The 21,328-nt window shown below is 44.9% G+C and carries 12 protein-coding genes and 1 riboswitch; of the genes, 5 read left to right on the forward strand and 7 right to left on the reverse strand.

The features are described from left to right. Positions 1-40: 40 nt before the first annotated feature. From L4C35_RS15750 to L4C35_RS15770, 5 genes are all read right to left on the reverse strand, one after another. Positions 41-1,291: a quaternary amine ABC transporter ATP-binding protein gene (locus L4C35_RS15750; protein ID WP_428463788.1), complete on the reverse strand. Its 1,251-nt coding sequence runs from the start codon at positions 1,289-1,291 to the stop codon at positions 41-43. After that, positions 1,284-2,183, reverse strand: a complete 900-nt coding sequence (locus tag L4C35_RS15755) for an ABC transporter permease (protein ID WP_428463789.1) — start codon at positions 2,181-2,183, stop codon at positions 1,284-1,286. Before L4C35_RS15755 ends, L4C35_RS15750 begins: the two co-directional genes overlap by 8 nt. 66 nt (positions 2,184-2,249) lie before the next feature. Further along, the gene (locus L4C35_RS15760; protein WP_428463790.1) at positions 2,250-3,248 is read right to left on the reverse strand and encodes an ABC transporter substrate-binding protein; all 999 of its coding nucleotides are present in this window, start codon (positions 3,246-3,248) and stop codon (positions 2,250-2,252) included. 367 nt (positions 3,249-3,615) lie between these two features. Next, positions 3,616-5,016 carry an alpha-amylase family protein gene (locus L4C35_RS15765; RefSeq protein WP_428463791.1) on the reverse strand — a complete coding sequence of 467 codons (1,401 nt, stop codon included), beginning with the start codon at positions 5,014-5,016 and terminating at the stop codon, positions 3,616-3,618. A gap of 247 nt (positions 5,017-5,263) precedes the next feature. Beyond that, positions 5,264-7,984, reverse strand: a complete 2,721-nt coding sequence (locus L4C35_RS15770; protein ID WP_428463792.1) for an EAL domain-containing protein — start codon at positions 7,982-7,984, stop codon at positions 5,264-5,266. 381 nt (positions 7,985-8,365) lie between these two features. Here L4C35_RS15770 and L4C35_RS15775 point away from each other — a divergent pair, with 381 nt between their 5' ends. Beyond that, complete coding sequence (locus L4C35_RS15775) at positions 8,366-9,751, forward strand: alpha-amylase family glycosyl hydrolase (protein ID WP_428463793.1); 1,386 nt, start codon at positions 8,366-8,368, stop codon at positions 9,749-9,751. Positions 9,752-9,827: 76 nt separating this feature from the next. On the opposite strand, the gene L4C35_RS15780 is transcribed toward L4C35_RS15775, so the two are convergent. Then, a complete protein-coding gene (locus L4C35_RS15780) occupies positions 9,828-11,246 on the reverse strand; it encodes a cytochrome-c peroxidase (protein WP_428463794.1) in 1,419 nt (472 codons plus the stop codon). Positions 11,247-11,552: 306 nt separating this feature from the next. Continuing rightward, positions 11,553-11,674, forward strand: a riboswitch (Fluoride riboswitch). A gap of 166 nt (positions 11,675-11,840) precedes the next feature. Here L4C35_RS15780 and L4C35_RS15785 point away from each other — a divergent pair. Together L4C35_RS15785 and L4C35_RS15790 are read left to right on the forward strand one after the other, a co-directional pair. Continuing rightward, positions 11,841-12,533 (forward strand): iron-sulfur cluster assembly scaffold protein, encoded by a 693-nt coding sequence (locus tag L4C35_RS15785; RefSeq protein ID WP_428463795.1) that lies wholly within the window; start codon positions 11,841-11,843, stop codon positions 12,531-12,533. Between the two features lie 13 nt (positions 12,534-12,546). Beyond that, positions 12,547-13,521, forward strand: coding sequence for a GGGtGRT protein (locus L4C35_RS15790; protein ID WP_428463796.1), 975 nt, complete (start codon positions 12,547-12,549; stop codon positions 13,519-13,521). Positions 13,522-13,579: 58 nt separating this feature from the next. Here the strand turns inward: L4C35_RS15790 and L4C35_RS15795 are convergent, their stop codons facing one another. After that, a complete protein-coding gene (locus L4C35_RS15795; RefSeq protein WP_428463797.1) occupies positions 13,580-14,683 on the reverse strand; it encodes an NADH:flavin oxidoreductase in 1,104 nt (367 codons plus the stop codon). A 488-nt stretch (positions 14,684-15,171) separates the two neighbouring features. On the opposite strand from L4C35_RS15795, the gene L4C35_RS15800 reads away from it, so the two are divergent. After that, the gene (locus tag L4C35_RS15800) at positions 15,172-16,122 is read left to right on the forward strand and encodes an alpha/beta hydrolase (RefSeq protein ID WP_428463798.1); all 951 of its coding nucleotides are present in this window, start codon (positions 15,172-15,174) and stop codon (positions 16,120-16,122) included. A 573-nt stretch (positions 16,123-16,695) separates the two neighbouring features. Beyond that, the gene (locus L4C35_RS15805; protein WP_428463799.1) at positions 16,696-21,282 is read left to right on the forward strand and encodes an SslE/AcfD family lipoprotein zinc metalloprotease; all 4,587 of its coding nucleotides are present in this window, start codon (positions 16,696-16,698) and stop codon (positions 21,280-21,282) included. The last annotated feature ends 46 nt before the right edge of the window (positions 21,283-21,328 follow it).

Genomic DNA, 21,328 nt, shown 5'->3' on the forward strand with positions numbered 1-21,328 from the left:
CGCTAGATAAGCTGTGAATTATCAGGCGTAAATGATTAACCTAGGCAGCTAATGATTTATTTGTCGTCGGCTTTTTTTCATCACTCTCCTCAGCACTATTGTGCTCACTGAGCACTTCTGCCAGTGTTGAACGAGATAAATGCCCCTCAACATCCCCATCAGCATTAAGCACAGGTAGCGGGTGATCACTGTCTAAGGTTTCAGGAATAACCGCTTCCAATAAGGCATCACTTTGAATCGCGGGTACATCTTCCAGTAACGATGCGTCGATGGCCTTACTGTAATCGGCCTTCTCTACATTCTCGAGCGTTTCTTGGGTAATAACACCTTGGTAGCCGTCATCGTTGACGTAATAACCATAGTCATCTTTTGCCTTACGCATTTCAGCCACCGCTTCACCAATAGTGTCAGCTGAAATTCGAACCACCTGTGGCTTCATCACTGTTTCTACTGTTAAAGCGCGGGCACGGTTAACGTCTTTAACAAAAGCTTCTACATAGTCATCAGCTGGGTTGAGTAGAATATCCACTGGACGCCCTTGCTGTACCAATACACCATCACGCAAGATAGCAATACGATCACCCAAACGCAGTGCTTCATCCAAATCGTGGGTAATAAAGACGATGGTTTTATGGAGCTTTTCTTGCAGTTCAATCAGCTGGTCTTGCATTTCGCTTCGAATCAAAGGGTCGAGCGCTGAGAACGCCTCATCCATCAACAAAATATCTGCATCCGTGCACAAGGCGCGCGCTAAACCAACACGCTGCTGTTGACCACCAGAGAGCTGGGCAGGAAACTGGCTTTGATAGCCCCCTAAGCCAACCGTTTCAAGCCATTCCATCGCACGTTGTTTACGTTCGTCTTTCGCAACACCTTGGATCTGTAAGCCGTAACCTATGTTATCCAACACGGTATGATGAGGCATCAAGCCAAAACGTTGAAACACCATCGACATTTTATGGCGGCGGAAGGTTTGTAGATCTTTACTGTTAAGGGTCATGACATCACTGCCCTGCACCACAATTTCACCTGCGGTTGGCTCAATTAAGCGATTAAAGTGACGGATCAGAGTCGATTTACCCGAACCAGACAACCCCATAACCACAAATATTTCTCCGGGGTAAACATCCACATTGATGTCACTCAAACCAACGGTATGACCGGTTTCAGCTAAAATATCATCTTTTGATTTACCCGCTTTAACTTGCTCAAGTACCTTCTTGCCATTGGGGCCAAAGACCTTGTATAAGTTTTTTACACTGATCAGTGGTTCTTGGGTCGCCTTATCCATGATCATGTCCTCCAAGGTGCTGCTGGGTACGTTTTGCGTAGCTTTGTGATACGCGGTCAAAAATAATTGCCAGTGCCACAATAGCCAAGCCATTGAGTAGACCTAACGTGAAGTATTGATTAGTAATAGATTTCAGTACTGGTTGACCGAGCCCTTTAACGCCGATCATAGAAGCGATCACTACCATTGCCAGGGCCATCATGATGGTTTGGTTAATGCCTGCCATAATGTTGGGCATCGCGAGTGGTAGCTGCACACCAAATAAACGCTGTGTTGGGCTTGCACCGTAGGCAGTTGCAGCCTCTAACACTTCTTTATCGACCAATCGAATACCTAAGTTGGTTAAACGAATAACAGGCGGAATGGCATAAATCACAACAGCAATAACACCTGGGATTTTACCTATGCCCAATAGCATCACCACAGGGATCAGGTACACAAACGCTGGCATGGTTTGCATAATATCGAGTAGCGGAGTCACGAACGATTGCACGCGATTCGATCGCGCCATTGCGATCCCAATGGGGATCCCGAGCCCTATTGCGACAAATGTGGAGACTAAGATAATGCTCATGGTACGCATGGTGTTATCCCACATACCAAAAAAGCCAATTAAGAAGAAGGCAACAACAACGCCTAAGGTTAATTTCCAAGAACGGCTAGCAACATAAGCCAAACCAGCTAGTACAGCAATGACGAGCCACCAAGGCGTGCCCAGTAACAGTTTTTCGAACCAAATAAGAAAGGACAACAAAGGATCAAAGACCGCTTCGATAGCGTCGCCATATTCACGTGAAAATGCGCGATATGCGCCATCCAATGTTTTTCTAATTTCCAGCAATTGGTGTCGATCCAATTGCGGAATTTCACTTAACCAAGATTGTTCAGACATACAACATCAATCCTTGAGTATGTATTTATACAAAAAAGCCCGCCATAGCGGCGGGCCATTACACAATTAAAGCTCAGATAAAGCCTTTTTAATTTTTTCAGCTACCGTTGGTGATACCCATGTAGTCCATGTTTGTGGGTATTCTGTCAGGAAATGCTCCGTCGCAATTTCGCCATCAGCTTGGTACTCTTCCATCCACGCCAAAATCTCATTCATTTGTGCATTACTAAAAGAACGCGCATTTAAGTAACTCATCGCTTCTGGCGCACGCTTTGAGAATGACGTTGTTACAATCGTATCAACCGGTGATGGTGGATACATGGTTGTTTTAGGGTCAAGACACTCTTCTTTGGTGATACAAGAACGGAAGTGATCAGCATCAATGCCTGAACCAAAATCCACTTTGACCATTTTGTACTTACCTAAAACGGCCGTTGGCGCCCAGTAATAACCAAACCAGCCCTCTCCACGTTCATAAGCTTTAGCAATAGAACCTGATAGACCCGCACCTGAGCCTGGATCGATCAGTTCAAAACCGGCGTCCTCTAGTTTCATCGAGTTAAAAAGATTGCCCGCTGTGATCTGACAGTTCCAGCCAGCAGGACAGCTCATGAATGCAGATTTCGATTTGTCTTCAGGATGTTCAAACAATTTTGCATTGGCAATAACGCCTTCGATGGTTGCCAAAGAAGGGTCTTTCTCAACCATATAAGCGGGTACCCAGAATCCTTCTTCACCGCCATCTGTAAGTGTGGAGCCTGCAAATTGCAAACGACCATCTTTCGCACCTCGATCCAAGGCTTCTTTCATCGAGTTACTCCACATTTCAGGCGCAATATCGGGCTCGCCTTTTTCAATCATGGAGGTACCCGTTGGCATTGTATCGCCAGGAACAAGCTCGGCATCACAGCCGTAGCCTTTATCGAGAATAAATTGGTCAATATGAGCGATGAGGGTTGCTGAGTTCCAATTCATATCAGCAATGGTTACCTTGCCACATTCCTCAGCAGAAGCCGAAAAAGAAGCAGATGCTAATAGTATTGAAGTTGCGAGTAACTTTCGCATATAAAACATTCCTTATTTATTATCCATTCCATGCAGCACATCAAGGCGTGCTAACAATAAGATACCATACTTTGCACACTAAATAATTATTGAACATTTTATGAGAAAAACCAGCACCAATATCAATAGATTACAGCATCACAGCCCCAAGCAAATGTTTAGTGCTGTAATAATTGTGGTGTCATATATGCGTCTAAAAAAATGCTTCACTCCATATATTCACGCGATTTCCCTTGTCCCACACGGTTGGCGATAGAATTTATAACTGTATTATTGGCAGGGCGAATAGATCAAAAAAGCCTTAGCTTATGTGCTAAGGCCTTATCAAAAAAAACGAAAAAAAAATGTAACCAAAGAGTATTATCGGCTAAATTTTCATCATTCTCGCGGTTCGAGCAGGAATAGTGAAGGTATGATAGCGTGATGTAACTGTTTCAGAATGACCACTCAAAACATCACGATACGCTTGGTGCCAATTTAATTCATATCGTGAGGTATCGACGGTATATGAACGGGCTTCTCCACATTTATTGATACCAACAATCCCTGCTTTTTCTCGTTTAAAAATCAACATGCATTGATCGCTGAACATCACTTCCATGGTTTTACCCTGCATGGCGTTGTGAAAACCCACCATCTTCACCATGTCTGAACGGTTCCAAACATCAGCCCACCGTCCGTTATCTTTATCCTCATTATCAGGCAAGTCATCGCTGTAAACCAAAGGCGTGCCACCATCTTTACCTAATATATAGCTATAGGCTAACTTCTCATCGCCAGCATCCATAATTTGGTAGCGAAAGCCGTCATTGGTTGGAATATCATGCGTAATAGTAAAAGTGATGGCACGGTTATCTGGTAAGGCTTGACCATATGCTTGCGGATCTTGCAGGTAGTTCATGCCACCATTAAACGAAAACGCCGAGCGAATCGAAGCAAACAGCGGGAAGTCATACGCTCCATGATTAGTATTGTTCAAATACGGCGCTAAGAATTTATCATAGCTACTGTTGCCTTTGCCGCCGCTGGTGATCACTTCACCAAAAACGTGCATACCTTGCGTGATCTCAGGGCTAAAGATCTGATCAATCTGATACGGGCTCATATGCTTGACGGCATCGATACGAAATCCTTTGATCCCCATTTTTTTCAATGCCAATAAATAATTTTTCTGCTGCTGTACAACCCAATGATTAGGGTCCAAATCAGGCAGGCCCGTATCGCCATCAGCACCACACAAACGCCAATACTGCACATTACCTGGGTTATCCCAATCGCTGATACAGCCAGCAGGGTGGAAATCATTCTCCGAAAACTGGCCCACAGCTAAATCACCAAATAATGTCTGACGATTGTAGTAAGCGGCGTTTTGACTATAGGCATCCAGTAAATCTTTCCCAGGGTAGTTAAGATCCTTTCGCTTCCAACTTTCATTGGCCATGTGGTTTAAAACAACATCAGCATACACTTCAACACCTTGTGCTTTCAGTGCGGCAATTAAGGCTGCTAAGTCTTCTTTATTACCGAGTTCTGAATCAATTAAACGCAGGTCCTGAGGCTGGTAGCGTGCCCACCACTCTTTGCCTGATGATTTCATTGCAGGGGCAACTAATACTTTCTTGTAGCCAGCTTGCGCAATCGCGCTCGCATTCGCAGTAATATCGCTATATTTCCAGTTAAAGGCATGCAAAATGACATCTGCCTGAGCAGAAGTAGCAAATAAGCTTGCTGAAACAGCCATAGCTAACAGTAACGGTTTATTCGGCATATTGGGTATCTCTATACAATGATTAACAAGGATAAGTTGGGGATACCACGCCACCAGCAATCTTCGCTTATTATGTAGGATAGGTAGAAGTTGCTATGCAGTAGTGCGATGAACAGGAATGTAGACACTTTAAAAGCAAAAAAAGACACCTAGCCGCAGAAGCTGTGACTAATATCAGATTCGGTAGGACAATAATCTTTCATTGTGTGAAGGTGCTGCACAGATAGGGATAGATGACCCCGCTTAACTAGATCTGGTTATATTCACGCTGTAATAACAAATCAAGCTCTGCAATAGGCAGTGGACGACTATACACATACCCTTGGATGAGGTTACAACCTAGCTCTTTCACCCGCTCAATTTGTGCTAGCGTTTCAACACCTTCCGCCAAGGTGCAATACCCAAAAGAATGGCACATCATCACAATGGATCGCACAATATCGTTACTCGACTGATCGGTATCGATATCCATAATAAATGAACGATCTATTTTGACGTATTTCAGTGGAAGCTGCTTAAGCAGTGACAAGGATGAATAGCCAGTACCAAAGTCATCGAGTGCCACTTCAAAACCAATATCGATAAACTTGTTTAAGACCGCTACGCACTGTTCAAGATCTGTGATCGCTGCCGTTTCCGTGATTTCAATAATAATGTTTTTAGGGTTGCCGCCCTCTTGCAAAATAAGGTCGATATAATCATCAGCGAAATAGGGACGCATCAACTGACCCGGACTCACATTAATCGACAGCTTTAATATGTGCTCGGGATACATTACAGACCAACGTACATGCTCGCGCACCGATTTACGCGTCATGAGCTCACCCAGCTTGTAAATCAAGCCGCTCTCTTCTGCCACAGCAATAAAAGTAACGGGGCTAATATGCCCTAATGTCGGTGAATACCACCGCGCCAAGCTTTCTACACCATAGATCTTACCTGTGTATGGATTATATTGCGGTTGAAAATGCACGCTAAGATCTTCATTTTCAATGGCCTGACGCAGCAGTTGCTCTAATGTTGCTTGTAGCTGCACATCAGAATCCATCGAACAGTCGTATAGCATTGCGTTCACCGAGCTATGTCGCTTAGCGCGATACATTGCAATATCCGCTTTTTTAATCAGATCATCCGCTGTTGCGCCATCTTGGGGGTAAAAAGCAATACCAATACTGCCTTGAGTGGTGAGTTCTAAGCCTTTAAACAAGAAAGGGATTTCCACTTCCGCTAATATTCGATTCGCAAGCAGCAAAGCTTCTGAGTCTGTCGATACATCACAAAAGAATAAAAATTCATCCCCCCCTAATCGCGCCAACATATCATTGCGACGACTCACACGTCGTAAGGCCGCAGAGACATGCTGAAGAAGCGCATCACCCACATCATGACCGTAGGTATCATTAACGAACTTAAACCGATCAAGATCCATTAGCATCACAGCATGAGGAACGCGAGGGCGCTGTTGAATATGACGTTCGAGCTGTTCTTTCACCATGATACGGTTAGGAATGCCAGTCAACGTATCGTAATACGCCAAATGTCGAATTTTAGTCGCCATATCCTTGGATTTCTTCTCACGCAACCTCACCGATTCAACCAAGGCATCACGCTCGATAAATAGCGATAACATATCTAAATAGTTATTAAACATGCTGTATCCACTTGCACTAGAAGAAGAATGCAAATCATCAACCACAGCAACGACACCACATAAGCCATTCGACTCTTCGGGTATAGGAAGTAAAGTAATAAGGTAGGGGTCAGGTAAAGTGTAGTTATGAAGTTTATTCGGGGGATATTGTGCTAATGAGAATGCATGTTGGGCGATATCTTTACCGTGCAACGCTTCTTCACCCATCGCACATCCCTGCGTTACATATAAATTATCTTGCCCATCAGCGCGGTAGTTCAATGCAAACGATGCCCACTTTAGCGATACCTCATAAACGCTCGGTAAATTTAACAAAGAATGAAAACCATGCTGAGCAAGATTGAAGAAGGATTCATGCACTGCTTCTGGTCGATTAGCTAAATCATCTAACAGCTGTTGACGTACATTGCTGATATTGTCATTAGAGCACTTTTCATTCGGTGGTGAACCACACGAGTCACGCACTATCAACTGCTGGGGGATGACGATTTCATTGGCCTGATAAGCCTCCCCTTTTATACGCTCAATCAAACGGCTTAACGCCCGCTCGACAAGATGCTCTAGCTGTTGATTAATCGTGGTCAAAGCCGGGTCGAAACGTGCGCCAAGTAATGTATTATCAACACTCACAACCGCTAGCTGCTCAGGGGCTGAAATATTGGCCGTTTTTAATTGCTCTATCAGCCCTACCGCATTGTAATCCGTCGCACAGATAATTGCGGTGCAATCGGAATTACGCGCAACAAACTGACGACCCGCATCACGCCCACCCGGTAAGGTCGCCTCTTCAACAGCAAAGATCCAATCCGGTTGGGCAGTAATAGCCCAATATTCACATCGCTCTTGATAAGCTTTGAAACGAATTAGAATATCTTCCACAGCCAAATTGCCACAAAAACCAATCTTTCTATGGCCAAGTTTTACAAGATGATTAAAGGCCGCTTCAATACCTTGCCTTTGGTCACTGCGGATTGTTTCCACTTCAAGCCCTGAGTAAGTGTAACCAAGGGACATGACTTTTATGCCTTTCTCTATGGCGAGTTGAAGTAATTGAGGAGAGGCTGAATCTAAGATAGTAAAAAGACCATCGAGATGATCGAACGCTAAAGGATGGCTGTAATCTTCAAAACCACCACTTCGAATAAGAATTAAATTCACCCCTTTTTGTTGAGCGATCAAACGCAAACTAGAGGTGATTTCACCTAAATAAAAACCACTAAGTAAAGGAACGACCACGCCAATTGTCATTGATGAGTGTGATGGCTGAATGTTGGAATCAGCGTTAAAATACATGGTTACTTCTCGTTCTCCATTCATTTTTTTGAACTTAGTTCACAATGTTTGCGGCTTTATTATGGGCGCTTCATTACGATGCACTTTACCAGAGTAGTATTTAGATACACCTGAAAACATCCACCTCAGCTATATTTATCGATATAATTGACAGTTATGTTATCTAGCTAGCATATTTCCATTCTTAAATGTCCGCATTACGATGCAAAACCCGCCTTATACCGCATATCCAGTTGCATAATTTTCAGTAAACATCTGATGTAATAAAGAGCTATCCACCTTGGGTTATCTGACTCATCGCGTCTCATCCCTGCGACTCCTACCCTCTGATTTCAATAAAGAGAGGAGGTTTTCGTAGTAAAGTCGCATTACTATTCAACCAATATTTAAAAAGGTTGTTTTACGATGAAAGCAATTTCAAACCCAATCAACGCCATTGACTCGCAGGCAACAAACGTTATCTTGCATGCGTTTGACTGGCCTTATTGCCGTATTAATGAACAAGCATCGGCAATTGCTGAGGCTGGTTTTAAAGCCGTCTTAATTTCTCCTCCGATGAAGTCTCTTAAATCGGAACAAGGAACCCAGTGGTGGCAACGCTATCAGCCACAAGACTATCGTGTTATCGACAACCAACTCGGTAATACACTTGATTTTAAAGCCATGATTCATGCCCTGTCGGCAGAGAATATCCACGTTTACGTTGATGTTGTTTTTAATCACATGGCCAACGAAGAAGAAATCAACGAAGCGCTAATCTACCCCAATACCGAGGTGCTGGCTGACTACCAACAGTACCCAGCGCACTACCAAGAGCTCACCCTGTTCGGCGACTTAACTCAGCCCTTATTCACCGACAAAGATTTTGTTTTAGCTTTTCCGATCAAAGACTGGACCGATCCATGGGAAGTCCAGCACGGCCGTATCAGTAGTGGCGATCGCGACCCTGGCTTGCCGACCCTCAAGTACACCGAAAAAGTAGTTGAAGCGCAAAAGCAATACCTAAAAGCGCTAAAACAATTAGGCGTAAAAGGTTTCCGTATTGATGCGGCTAAACACATGACACTCGAGCATCTTCACCAAGTATGGGACGATGAAATCAGCAGTGAGACCCACGTATTTGGCGAAATCATTACTGATGGTGGTGCAACAAAAGAAGAGTACGAGTTATTCTTGCAGCCCTATCTGGCCAATACATATTTGGGGGCGTACGACTTCCCGTTATTTCATACCCTTAAAAATACGTTATCAGAACCTGATAGCACCATGGCTAGCTTGATAAACCCTTATTCGCTTGGGTCAGCTTTAGCACACGATCGTGCCATTACCTTTGCGATTACCCATGACATCCCGAACAACGATGTTTTCTTAGATCAAGTCATGCCAGAACACCTTGAATGCTTGGCGTATTGCTACATTCTTGGCCGAGATGGCGGTGTGCCACTAATTTATTCAGATCTTGATACCAGCGGTATTAACAATAAGTCCGGTAAACCACGTTGGTTCGATTGCTGGAAAAACCCAACATTGCAGCAAATGATCCACTTTCATAACCGCATGCATAGCAAGCCAATGACAGTGCTTCATCAAACACCAGATCTCTTGGTCTTTTCACGCGGTCATAGTGAAGGCTTAGTGGCAATCAATAAAGGCATGCATAGCACCCAAATTAATGTGCCAACAAAGATGAGCCAAGAAATATTAGCGCAACAAGGGGTCTGCTTTAACCCTGATGAGCAGACACTGACGTTACCCGCAAACAGTTGTGCCATGCTGATTGCTTATTGCTGATTAGGAAAAAAAGCCGAGTCGGTAATCGACTCGGCAAGCAGGGAAACTGTTTTTATTGCCAGCAGGATGAGTAAGATTATTCCTCAAACGGATCGCTAAACATCGGTAACGTTAGCAAGGTGTCGTCGGTTAAGGTTTTCATAAAGGCTACTAAGGCATCTTTCTCTTCTTGACTGAGATTAAACCGCACTGGTGGGCCCGATTGGCTGCCATTACGGCGTAATGCTGGCGCTAAATTACGATGTGCTTGGACGCCGCTATTATAAAATTCCACCACATCCATCAAGGTCGAAAAACGACCATCGTGCATATAAGGTGGGCTAGCCGCAATATTACGTAGCGACGGCACTTTAAAGAAGCCATTACCAGCCCCTTGGTCGGGAGCATTATCCCCATCAATACCATTATTATGTGCCTGATCCGCGGTATGCGCTGAAGTATGATGGCAAGTATCACACCCTAGCGAGCCATTACGATCACCAGGTACACCAGAGAATAAACGCAGCCCCAGCATTTCTTGCTCAGTGAATACCTCCTCAAAATTAGGATCATTCCAGGTACCCACGGTAAAGGCCTGATCATACTTAGATTGGTAACTCACCATAGCGCGAATAAATTGCGCTAATGCTTTTGATATACGATCACTGGTGATTGCTTCATCGCCAAACGCGGCATTAAATAGGGGGCCATAAAAGCTGGTTAGTCCTAACTTCACTTCAAGATCGAGTAAGTTCATCCCCATTTCGACACCGTCTTGGATCGGCATCAAGACTTGATCTTCCAGTGTGTCAGCCCTTTCATCCCAAAAAAAACTTTTTGGCGAATAGTAAGCCGCATTGGATAAGCTCATGGAATGACGGCCTGTTTTCCCGCCATCGAAACCATCACTAAAAACGTTCGGATCTGAAAAGCCATGTTCTTGCTGATGACAAGACGCACAGGCAACGGTGTTGCTTAATGAGAGCCGCTTATCATAAAAAAGTACACGGCCTAGGTTGGCGCCTGCATTTTTTATTCGATTATCAAACGGGGTGTTGTCTTGGCCAGCCACATTGCCAAAGCTGGCTGAGATACGGGTATAGTATTGCGGTTGGCCATCGACATAGGCTTCGAAATCACCCGACTGACTTAAATCAGGTAAAGGTAAGCCATCGATATCCACTTTAGGTTCTGGTTCTGGTTCTGGTTCTGGTTCTGGTTCTGGTTCTGGAGAATTATCGCCCCCTCCCGAACTACCACCACTGCCGTCACCTGAACCATCATCTGGCGGCGTTGGATCATCACCGCCCCCAGCGGGAGGTGGCGTAACACCGTCATCCCCACCACCATCGGAATCATCTTCTGATGGTGTTTCAGGCGGCTGTTCAGCCGACACATTCGTATCTTCAGTTATCACGGAAACAACTGGGTTGGTACTTTCTTCTTCTACAGCGTCATCACAAGCCACGACAGATGTCAGTACGACAGCCATCGTGATCAGTTTAGGAGTATTCATCAATACTACCCTCTAGCCAACATGATTATTATTTTTTAATCGGGGCTTATATTTCCCCGTATTTAATAATCAAACTAGCAAGCCCAATCCTGTCTTGTGTCTTATAACCAATAATAACCTTACTTTACCCATGGTTTAGTAACATAACAAAACGAACAATGGTGATTATTCATCCCCCCCTTCGCCCTAACTAACCGCGTGATACTCATCACGTTTTTATGCTCATTTCATACTAAAGAAGCCATTTTATAGAGAAAACGCGTCTAAAAAGTCGATTGCAGCGCAACAGAGTTTAGCAGTAGCATATTTAGCAAAGGTGATGGGGTTCCACCTACCATACCAATACCGTTAATTAACTCAGTAAAAATGATTTGATAATTGATGGGATTGGTAACAACCGCCATGTGGCTGATGACTCCTACAGAAAAGAAAACAGGTGTAACTGTTGGTGAGCGACGGATGTGGCTCATATCAATCTGAACAAACACGTGACCGTTAGTATTCGATCCGCGACTTGTTCAAATTGGTAGTATTTTCTGTAGGGACATAACACGCCAACCCCACTTGTTTTCCTGACATTTTAAGGAAAACGCCATGCAATACTCTTCTGAAATTCAATCTATGTGTCCCGTTCAACGTGGCGATTTACACCCCTCTGCGCCTATCCCTGTTGAAGGCCGAATGATCCGTCCAACAGACGTTATTGCCATCTCGGGTTTAAGCCATGGCGTGGGAACGTGCGCACCACAACAAGGCGCTGCCAAACTCACCCTTAATATCAAAAAGGGCATTATCGAAGAAGCGCTTATCGAGACTATTGGCTGTTCGGGCATGACCCATTCCGCTTCAATGGCGGCAGAAATTCTGACGGGGAAAACCCTGCTTGAAGCGCTCAATACCGACCTGGTCTGCGATGCTATCAATGTCGCCATGCGTGAAATCTTCTTACAGCTTGTTTATGGCCGCAGCCAATCTGCCTTCTCTGAAGACGGCTTAGAAATTGGCGCTGCACTGGAAGACTTAGGGAAAACCCAACGCAGCCAAGTCGGCACCAGTTACGCCACATCTGCTAAAGGGGTGCGTTATATGGAACTCGCCGAAGGCTACGTAACGAAACTGGCACTCGACGACAACAACGAAGTAATTGGTTACCAATACCTCAACCTCGGAAAAATGATGGCAAGTGTTGAAAAAGGCGTACCTGCCGAAGAGGCCATGGTCGATGCAACAGGCGTTTATGGCCGCTTTAGCGAAGCTGTTACTACCATCAATCCACGCCAAGCATAACGAGGGCTGCATCATGAACACACAAGTAAACCAATACCTACAAGAAATGAACATGTCGTCGTTAGAAGAGGCAAAACAATACTGCCTATCGTTTGGGATTGCGCCACAAGATATTGTATTAGACACCCAACCTATCGCTTTTGATAATGCCTGCGATGCTTATACATTGGGCACCGCATTAGCGCTATATCGCCAAGCCGCTAACGCAGAAACCGCCGCTAATATCATAGGTGAAGGGCTACAAGCCTTTTGTAAATCGGGTAGCGTGGCTGAACAACGAAAAGTCGGTTTAGGCCATGGCGCTCTTGCGGCACGTTTATTAAATGAAGACACTCAATGTTTTGCTTTTTTGGCGGGTCATGAGTCTTTCGCTGCGGCGGAAGGGGCGATAAAAATTGCAATGAACGCTAACCGCGCAAGAACAACACCACTGAAAGTGATCCTAAACGGTTTAGGTAAAGATGCCGCTTACCTGATCTCACGCATTAATGGCTTTACCTATGTGCGCACTGAATTTAATTACGATACGGGGGAGTTAATCGAAGTGAGCCGCCGTCGTTTCTCTAATGAATTACGCGGTAACATTCTTTGTTATGGCGCCGATGATGTCCGCGAAGGGGTGGCTATCATGCATCGCGAACAAGTGGATGTCAGCATTACGGGTAACTCAACCAACCCAACCCGTTTCCAACACCCTGTGGCGGGGATCTACAAATCAGAACGCAATGCCCAGCAAAAACCGTATTTCTCTGTCGCATCAGGCGGTGGTACAGGCCGTACCTTACACCCAGATAACGTCGCAGCGGGCCCTGCTTCTTACGGCCTGACTGACACCATGGGCCGCATGCACGCCGATGCCCAATTTGCTGGGAGTTCATCCGTACCTGCCCACGTAGCTATGATGGGTTTCATCGGCATGGGAAATAACCCTATGGTAGGTGCAACCGTTGCGTTAGCTGTGGCGGTTGATCAGCAGTTGCATCATTAAGGTCATATAGAAACAACAAAGCCGCTGTAACTACAGCGGCTTTGTTTTATTCCTAGCTTTACGCTACTTTTTTGCGTTTTTTATACACTACGCAGAAGTTACCGCGACGGGTACGGCATTTAGAGCAGCGTTCGCAATCAACTTCGACTTTATCACCGCTAAGCCAACGTTTGATCAAATGCGGCTCTGCCAGTAATGGACGTGATAATGCGAAATACTGAATATTGGTGTTCTCTGCAATAGCTTCAATCGCGTCGATATCGCTCAAACCACCCACAGTGATCACAGGCACGCTGACATCCTGACTGATCACATCGCCATATTGATGGAAATAGCCTTCTTCTTGCAAGGTATAGCCATCAAACTGCTGGCCGATCATGTCATTGGCTTTACCGTGAATGTTGCCCGAGATGATGATCGCATCGACGCCAATCGCTTCAAGTTGCTTACAGATAATGCGCGTTTCATCGAAAGTTAAACCGCCGTCGAAAAATTCGGTTGCGGTTAGCTTCACCAGAATAGGGTAATCATTCCCTACCAGTTTGCGGATCGCCGTGTAGATCTCGACCAGAAAACGCATGCGGTTCTCTAGGCTACCGCCGTATTGGTCTTCACGACGGTTGTAATAAGGGCTTAAGAACTGGTTGATTAGGTAAGTGTGCGCAGCATGAATTTCTACCCCATCAAAACCTGATTCTTGTGCACGACGGCTGGCTTGAGCAAATGCCTCAACGATATAATCAATCTCGTCTTTGGTCATGGCTTTACCCTGCGTTTTCGTACCCATTTCAGGCACATCACTTGGGGCAAAAATAATTCGCTCACCGACGTTATAGGTCGTTTTTGTGCCACCGTACGCCAATTGCATCACGATTTTAGAGTCGTTGGTGTGTACTAACTCAGTCAGCTTTTTGTATTCATCGATGAAAGAATCGTTATACATGCCCATCATGCCTGCATTGGGCTTTTCTTCTTCAACAATGTTCGCGTAGCCAGTCACGATTAAACCGACCTCTCCTTGCGCAAGTTCTTCGTAGATGGCGTACAGCTTATCCGTCATGTGGCCATCTTCTGTTGCCATATTTTCCCATGTCGCGCTGCGTACAAAGCGGTTCTTTAGGGTCATGTTGCCAATACGGCCTTGTGAAAACAAAATGCTCAAGTCCAGTCCTCTCAAATCGTGTGTAGGGAGTCATCTACCTTGTATTAGCTATGTTATTTTAAAAGCGAGTGCTAACACCGAGTGCAATGAATGGCCGCCATACTGACGCGAAAAACGAGGAAAATCCTTAATCTGGATTAAGTTAGTGTGAGATATATCACTATTGGTTGTGGGGATATCTTGGACCATCGCAACATCTTGCATATTGAATTCCCTTTACTATACTTAATGCGATTCAATTTTCTGCTTCGTTCACTCCTATGACGCTGTCAGCAGAAAAGGCGTTGGTCACAACAGCCTGACAGTTCTAGGAAAGCCCTGATTTCTTCCTTATGACGTATCTCCAAGCCCCGCATTTCGGGCATTGACAGGTATAGGGTGTAGCGTATTTCCTCGGTGTAGATTCATATGATTTCAGGCTAGCAATAGCAGACCAACAGGTATGTATGGATTCAGATGCTATTCACTGAATAGTTAAGGAAAACACCATGATTTATTTTGTCTCAAACCGAAACATCACCGATGATCCGCTACTCTTTGGCGATAACTTTAATGCGCAAGGTGCCGAAGTTTTGCGGGTGGCGAAAGCAGTGCAAGACAATGAAGGGAACTTCTCACTGGCGCTGATGGATGAAGCGCCAATCATGCATAAAGGCGACATTGCCGATGAAGTGCAAACACCTTTAGAGGCTGTATTTGAACAATGTGACAATGCTGATAGCCCATGCGTGTTGTTTGTTCATGGGTTTAATCAAAGTGTTGAGAAAAACCTCAAAAAATGCCGAGAAATAGAAGCGTATGGCGTGAATGTGATCGCCTTTTCTTGGCCGTCGAATCCGGGGCCTAATTTTATCTTACGTAAGATCAGCGAATACAAACGCGCCCGTAAGAATGCTCGTCGTTCTGCGATGGCGTTTGAACGCTTGCTCGATAAGTTAAACGGCTTTGTTGAAACCAACCGAAATAAAACCCGCAAGCAAGGACAAATCCAGACCCTTGCGATTCATAGCTTGGGCAACTACTTAATGCAGTCTATGGTGCAGGTACCAGACTATGATCACCAAGCCGCTATGTTTAAGAACATTCTTCTTCATCAAGCCGATGCTGATAACCCAGGCCATGCATCGTGGCTTGATACGCTTGGGCAAAGCAGCCGTGTGCTGGTGACCGTCAATGAAACCGATGATGTGCTCGATTTCTCTGACTTTATCAATCCAGATCGTATCGGTAATACCGCCGCTAATATGAATGCCAAATATGCGACCTATTACAACTTCACCGACGCGGCTGGCGCTAATGACAGCCATCGCTTATGGCACAAACCCGCATTAGAAAACCCAACCATTAAACATTTCTTTAGCCGTGTGTTCGATGGTAAGAACCCAGTAAAAGCAGGCATGCAATTTGATGGTAATTTGAATTGTTATAACGTGCTATAGCTATAGTTTGAATCTACTCACGCCTACTTATCATTAAGGTCAGCGCAGCAGCTGACCTTTTCATCCGTGCCTACTTTTCTTTTACCCCACAATTTAGACTAGAAAATCCTCGGTAAAACTCAACATACAAGCAAGTAAGCCAGAAGTGAAATTTATAAATTGACGCAATAACAACCAGTCAGTATTAACCGTTTATTTGAATTCAAAGAAACACACATGGAATAAGCCGGTTTACTGCCATCGTTTGTGCGTGATTATTTATAAATAACTCCTCTTAATTATTTATAAATCATGTGAATTATATTTCCAATTGTAAACCCATAAAGGATGAGCAATTGAAGTGAGATATTAGTTCACGTATGAAAATAAAATCCATCATGTCATTTATTTAGAAGACTAAATATGTCTTTTTACAATCAAACACCAAGAAATCATTCAGCATTTGCATTAAATGCCGCTTTATAGGGATAATTGTCGCTAGTTTCATACATGATTGAATAGTTTTTTATCAATGCTATTGGTTCATCGATGAAGCTTTGCCTAATTTAATCATTTTCTTTTAAGAACCTATTTATGATCAGCCTTAGCTCAATAAATAAAAATATACTCGCTCTTGCTATAGCCTCGACTTTTCTAAGTGGTTGTAATGATGACACTACCACAGGAAATACAATCATTCCTGAAGATATTAAACCACCGACAGAGACCATTCCGCCGACTGACATTCTGCCACCAATAGAAACGATTCCACCGACAGAGACCATTCCGCCGACTGACATTCTGCCACCAATAGAAACGATTCCACCGACAGAAGTTATTCCAACAACGACCTACGTGGGCTCACTGTTAGCATCTGGCAAAATGATTAAAGGTGATGTCGATTGTAATGGCGTTCGCTTAACCGATGGCACGTTTGAAGTGTCCCAAGGTACACCATTTAGCTGCACCTTAGGATCCGTCATTCTGGGTGATTTTACCGCGCCATTTCCACCAACATCACAAAGTAAGTCACTGACCACTGCTGCAAACAATACGGTTGAAACCTCGTTTGAGCTAACAAGACAACATGGTGAAAACGCAGCCACTGTGCTGAAATCTATCGATAGCTGTGAAGCAGACGAGGCGATCTGCCTTAAAGAATATGACTCTTTTGGTATCGAAGAAGTCTACCAACAGGTTGATAATGAAAAAGTGGTAGAAGCTTACTTTGAGTCTCTTGAAGAAAAAGCCACAGACGAAGTCGGTAAAGCGCCAAGCTCACACGTAGATAACACGATCGTTCCTACCGTAGATCCAGATGCTGATAGTAACCTCAATGCGGATTTTGTATCAGCAAATGCCGAAGCAAGCTACACCTATAAACCGAGCGCCGACGCACAAGTACTTACTCGCAGCAAGCTAACTGATAATAGTGGCAAGAATAGTAAGCCGATTGCTGGCGTGAGCTTCTTCTCGGCGCATTCAACAGGGGTGACGGACGAAAACGGCGAATTTGAATATCTGTGGGGCGACACCCTTACCTTTGGTATCGACACCTTTGAGTTTGGTAAAGTATTAGGTAATCAGGTTGATTACAAACTGACAGATGTCACAGACAATGCGGTGACTAAAGCAAATATTCAAGCACTGATTGAACGTTATGCTGTAAGTACTGGCAATGCATTTACGATCACACCAGAAATTCATGAAACATTTGCCCAGTATCCAAATGTCATCAATGAGCTGATTAATCTTGCGCTACCTAGCGGTGGCAAACTTGGTGATTCTAACTATGAAGTGCCGAATGAGTTTGAAGCACAATTTAGCGAAGGGCTAACGGCGATCATTGATGGTGAGCTAAATCAAAATCCTATCTCTTACCGCGCGATCAGCTTACCTAACGCACTTTCGGTTGATAACGGCGGTAAATACGTCACCGAATCACTGACTAAAATATTCACGGGCGTTGATAGCTTCCATGTCTTTAACGATAACGGCAGCTTCTACGGTGCAACGGGCTATACCCGTGGTATGCGTGCGCTAAATATCTCGAACGAAGCTTTCCCTATCATGATGCCTCGTACAGATAAAAACCACGAAATCCCTTTCGGTAAACAACAAGCTTGGACTCGTGAAGGCAAGCCTTACATTGCTGAATACCCAGGTATTCAGATGCAGCCTATCCCATTGGTATCGAAAGACAATGCCACTTACGGATTCCCGTTTGTTACCGCTGGTAGCATAGGTACGGGTAAAGTTGTATTTATGGGGAATGGCATGTACCCAAGCATATTGTCATGTCCTGACAACTATTGGGCTAACCGTGCATTACACATAGATAGTGCAAACCAAACCTGTACCGTGAAGACGGTTGAAAACCCGTTACACGATGATCACGGCAGCATGAAGCGTTTCTTCGCCAACCTGTTCCAATGGTTTAATAACGGTACGCCAACAGCAGGCATCAAGGTTGCAACCAACATTGATTCCGCTTACGCGGCATACCACCACTCGACACTAGGCAGACAGTACGACTTCTTTGTTAGCCCAAAATACGGTTTTAGTGCCGTAGAAAAACTCTCTAAAGGTGGCTTTAGTGGCCTCTCTGCGACGGAAACACCTATCTTGCTCCTTCAGGCCTACCCGCCAAGACTAATTCAAGATGGGATGACTAACCTCTTCGTTGCTGATTTGGAAAACCCGAATCTAAGCCAAGACGACATCACAGCGCTGATCAAATACATCAATGACGGCGGTAACGTGTTGTTTATGGACGCTATTCAAGCCACCAACCCTGAGCCTATTGGTCGTTTGGGTGATGCCGCGGGGGTCTCTTTGGGTGGTCAAAACGTTACGCCAACCAATCAAGCATTCTGTGGCAGTTCTTACTACTGTCAGGCGCCGTATCCTAACCTGCATGTGAAGAGCCAAAAAGACATGGTGGTACTGGAGCGCTTCCAAGACAACCAAGGTGAGCAGCCATTTACAGTTCATCAAGATGGTACAGTTGAGTGGATTAAAGACGAAACCAAGATCAAGTTTGAGATCCCAACTTACGAGATGCCAAAACTCAATGCCGACGGTACACCAGAGCTTGACGCAAACAGTGCGCCAGTAATGGTCACCAAACAGGCGCGTATTTTTGTGGACACAGCAGAGCAGCGTGAAGCCGCTATCGCAGAACTACAAAAAGCATTCGAAGGTACACCGGTTTGTCAAAACCCGTACGAATACGAATTCAACTGTATTGAAACGCGTGCGGGTGATGGCGTTACCGTCCGTGGTAGTTACTACCGTGCTGACTTTGATCGTTACCCTATCAGCAAAGATGTGATTGAAAGCATGGTGAAAGCCGCGAACTTGGGATCTAACTTCACTGCGCTGTACAACCATGAAATCTACTACCGCAGCAAAGGTACGCAAGGTATTCGCCTATCTAAAGCCGAATTAAACCAAACTTACGATAACCTTTCGGTGTGGATGTGGAACGACAACCCGTACCGCTACCAAACTGGCGTACAAGACGAGCTTGGCTTCAAACAAGCGGTGCAGTTCTTGAACTGTTATACCGACGGTCAGCATCAAGTTAACGCTGGTGAAGCCAATTGCCCAGTTGATCTAAAAGCATCACTCGTGGCTAACGGAATGATCCATGGTGAAGGTGAACTTAGTGGCCAGCTAAACCCAAGCTACCCACTGAACTACATGGAAAAACCACTAACACGAATTATGCTTGGTCGCTCTTACTGGGATCACGAGATCACGGTAGACACCACAATGTATCCAGGCCGTACGGCTGGTGCAGGCTCAAGTGGTACAGCAACAATCCAAACCAATGGCAAGGCTGTTTCCTACTCTGCGGGTAATAATCAATCGACAGGTTTATGGGCACCTCAGTTACAAGAAGTAACAGTTAGCGGTGGGGTTGAAGCAAGGATCACTGTAATGATGGCAGATGACCTAACAGGTAAACCTAACCACGAAGTGAGCTTGAAGCGTCCACCACGCATGCAAACTAGCTACCATTACGACGGTACTAGCCTGAGCTTTAAAGCCCCTTACGGTGGTTTGATCTACGTTCAGCCAAAAGTAAAAGATCAAGGCACTGCTACCTTCAACTTTAGTAATGTTGAAACAGCAGCTTGGTGGAAAGATGGCAATTGGGTAAACGATCCTAGTTCAGCCGCTGCACCAATTGCAGAGCTGGATACAGGTTCATTCATTTACACTACGCCAATCAATAACGTACGAAACAGTAACTCAGCTGACCTTAATAAGTTCGCTACTGACATGAACCGTTTCGCAGACGCGGCGAGTGATTTCTATGGCCGTGACGAAGTTGTTGCCGATGGTCAACACCGTCGCTTTACTTACTCCACACTAGACGGATTCCGCCATCGCTTTGTGAATGATGTGCAAATCTCAATTGGTGCCGCGCACTCAGGTTACCCTGTGATGAACACGGGCTTTAATGCCAATAGAAACACAGTGCCAACCAATGCTGTAGATGATTGGCTAATTTGGCACGAAGTAGGCCATAACTTGGCATCAGCACCTTTTGTGGCTGAAGGCAGTACCGAAGTAACCAACAACTTGCTGGCGTTGTACATGCAAGAGCTTGAAGGCCGTAATGACAATCCGCAAATGGATCGTATTGCTACCGATATTCAAAAAGCGCCAATGTGGCTAAATGCTAACGGTGATCACGCTTGGGCTAATGGTGATGCAGGTATGCGTTTGGTGATGTTTGGTCAGTTGAAGATCTGGGCGAAGAGTCACTTCTCGTTAGATAACTGGTACGCAAATGACGATCACAAACCAGCGATTTACGGCAAAGATGCAGGCTGGAATATGATCAAGCTAATGCACCGCAAGGCTCGAGGTGACGTACAAGGCGATACGCTGCAAGGGCGTAACGGCACAAACTACTGTAGTCCGCAAGAAACTGGCTTATCTGGTGGTGACTTGATGATGGTATGTAGCTCTTACGTGTCTGGCTACGATCTAAGTGATTTCTTTACCACTTGGAATGTGGGCGAAACCTCGATGACCAATCCTGATGGCCGCAAGGTGTACGATGGTGGTATTAGTCGCCAAGGAATAGATAAGTTAGCCGAACTAAATCTAGATAAACCAAAGAATGGGCCGCTTGCAGTTAACTCACTGACTTACGGCGAATAAAGTTAAAGCTTTATAGCGTAGACAGTGTGAACCAAATCCCTCGACC

This window comes from Photobacterium kagoshimensis (assembly GCF_050337045.1).
In the GTDB taxonomy this organism is placed as follows: Bacteria; Pseudomonadota; Gammaproteobacteria; order Enterobacterales; family Vibrionaceae; genus Photobacterium; species Photobacterium kagoshimensis.

Bases quoted from the DNA above. Each gene is read 5' to 3' on its own strand.
- L4C35_RS15760 (WP_428463790.1), bottom strand. From the start codon at position 3,248: ATGCGAAAGTTACTCGCAACTTCAATACTATTAGCATCTGCTTCTTTT.
- L4C35_RS15780 (WP_428463794.1), bottom strand. From the start codon at position 11,246: ATGAATACTCCTAAACTGATCACGATGGCTGTCGTACTGACATCTGTC.
- L4C35_RS15790 (WP_428463796.1), top strand. From the start codon at position 12,547: ATGAACACACAAGTAAACCAATACCTACAAGAAATGAACATGTCGTCG.
- L4C35_RS15765 (WP_428463791.1), bottom strand. From the start codon at position 5,016: ATGCCGAATAAACCGTTACTGTTAGCTATGGCTGTTTCAGCAAGCTTA.
- L4C35_RS15785 (WP_428463795.1), top strand. From the start codon at position 11,841: ATGCAATACTCTTCTGAAATTCAATCTATGTGTCCCGTTCAACGTGGC.
- L4C35_RS15770 (WP_428463792.1), bottom strand. From the start codon at position 7,984: ATGAATGGAGAACGAGAAGTAACCATGTATTTTAACGCTGATTCCAAC.
- L4C35_RS15805 (WP_428463799.1), top strand. From the start codon at position 16,696: ATGATCAGCCTTAGCTCAATAAATAAAAATATACTCGCTCTTGCTATA.
- L4C35_RS15775 (WP_428463793.1), top strand. From the start codon at position 8,366: ATGAAAGCAATTTCAAACCCAATCAACGCCATTGACTCGCAGGCAACA.
- L4C35_RS15800 (WP_428463798.1), top strand. From the start codon at position 15,172: ATGATTTATTTTGTCTCAAACCGAAACATCACCGATGATCCGCTACTC.
- L4C35_RS15750 (WP_428463788.1), bottom strand. From the start codon at position 1,291: ATGGATAAGGCGACCCAAGAACCACTGATCAGTGTAAAAAACTTATAC.
- L4C35_RS15755 (WP_428463789.1), bottom strand. From the start codon at position 2,183: ATGTCTGAACAATCTTGGTTAAGTGAAATTCCGCAATTGGATCGACAC.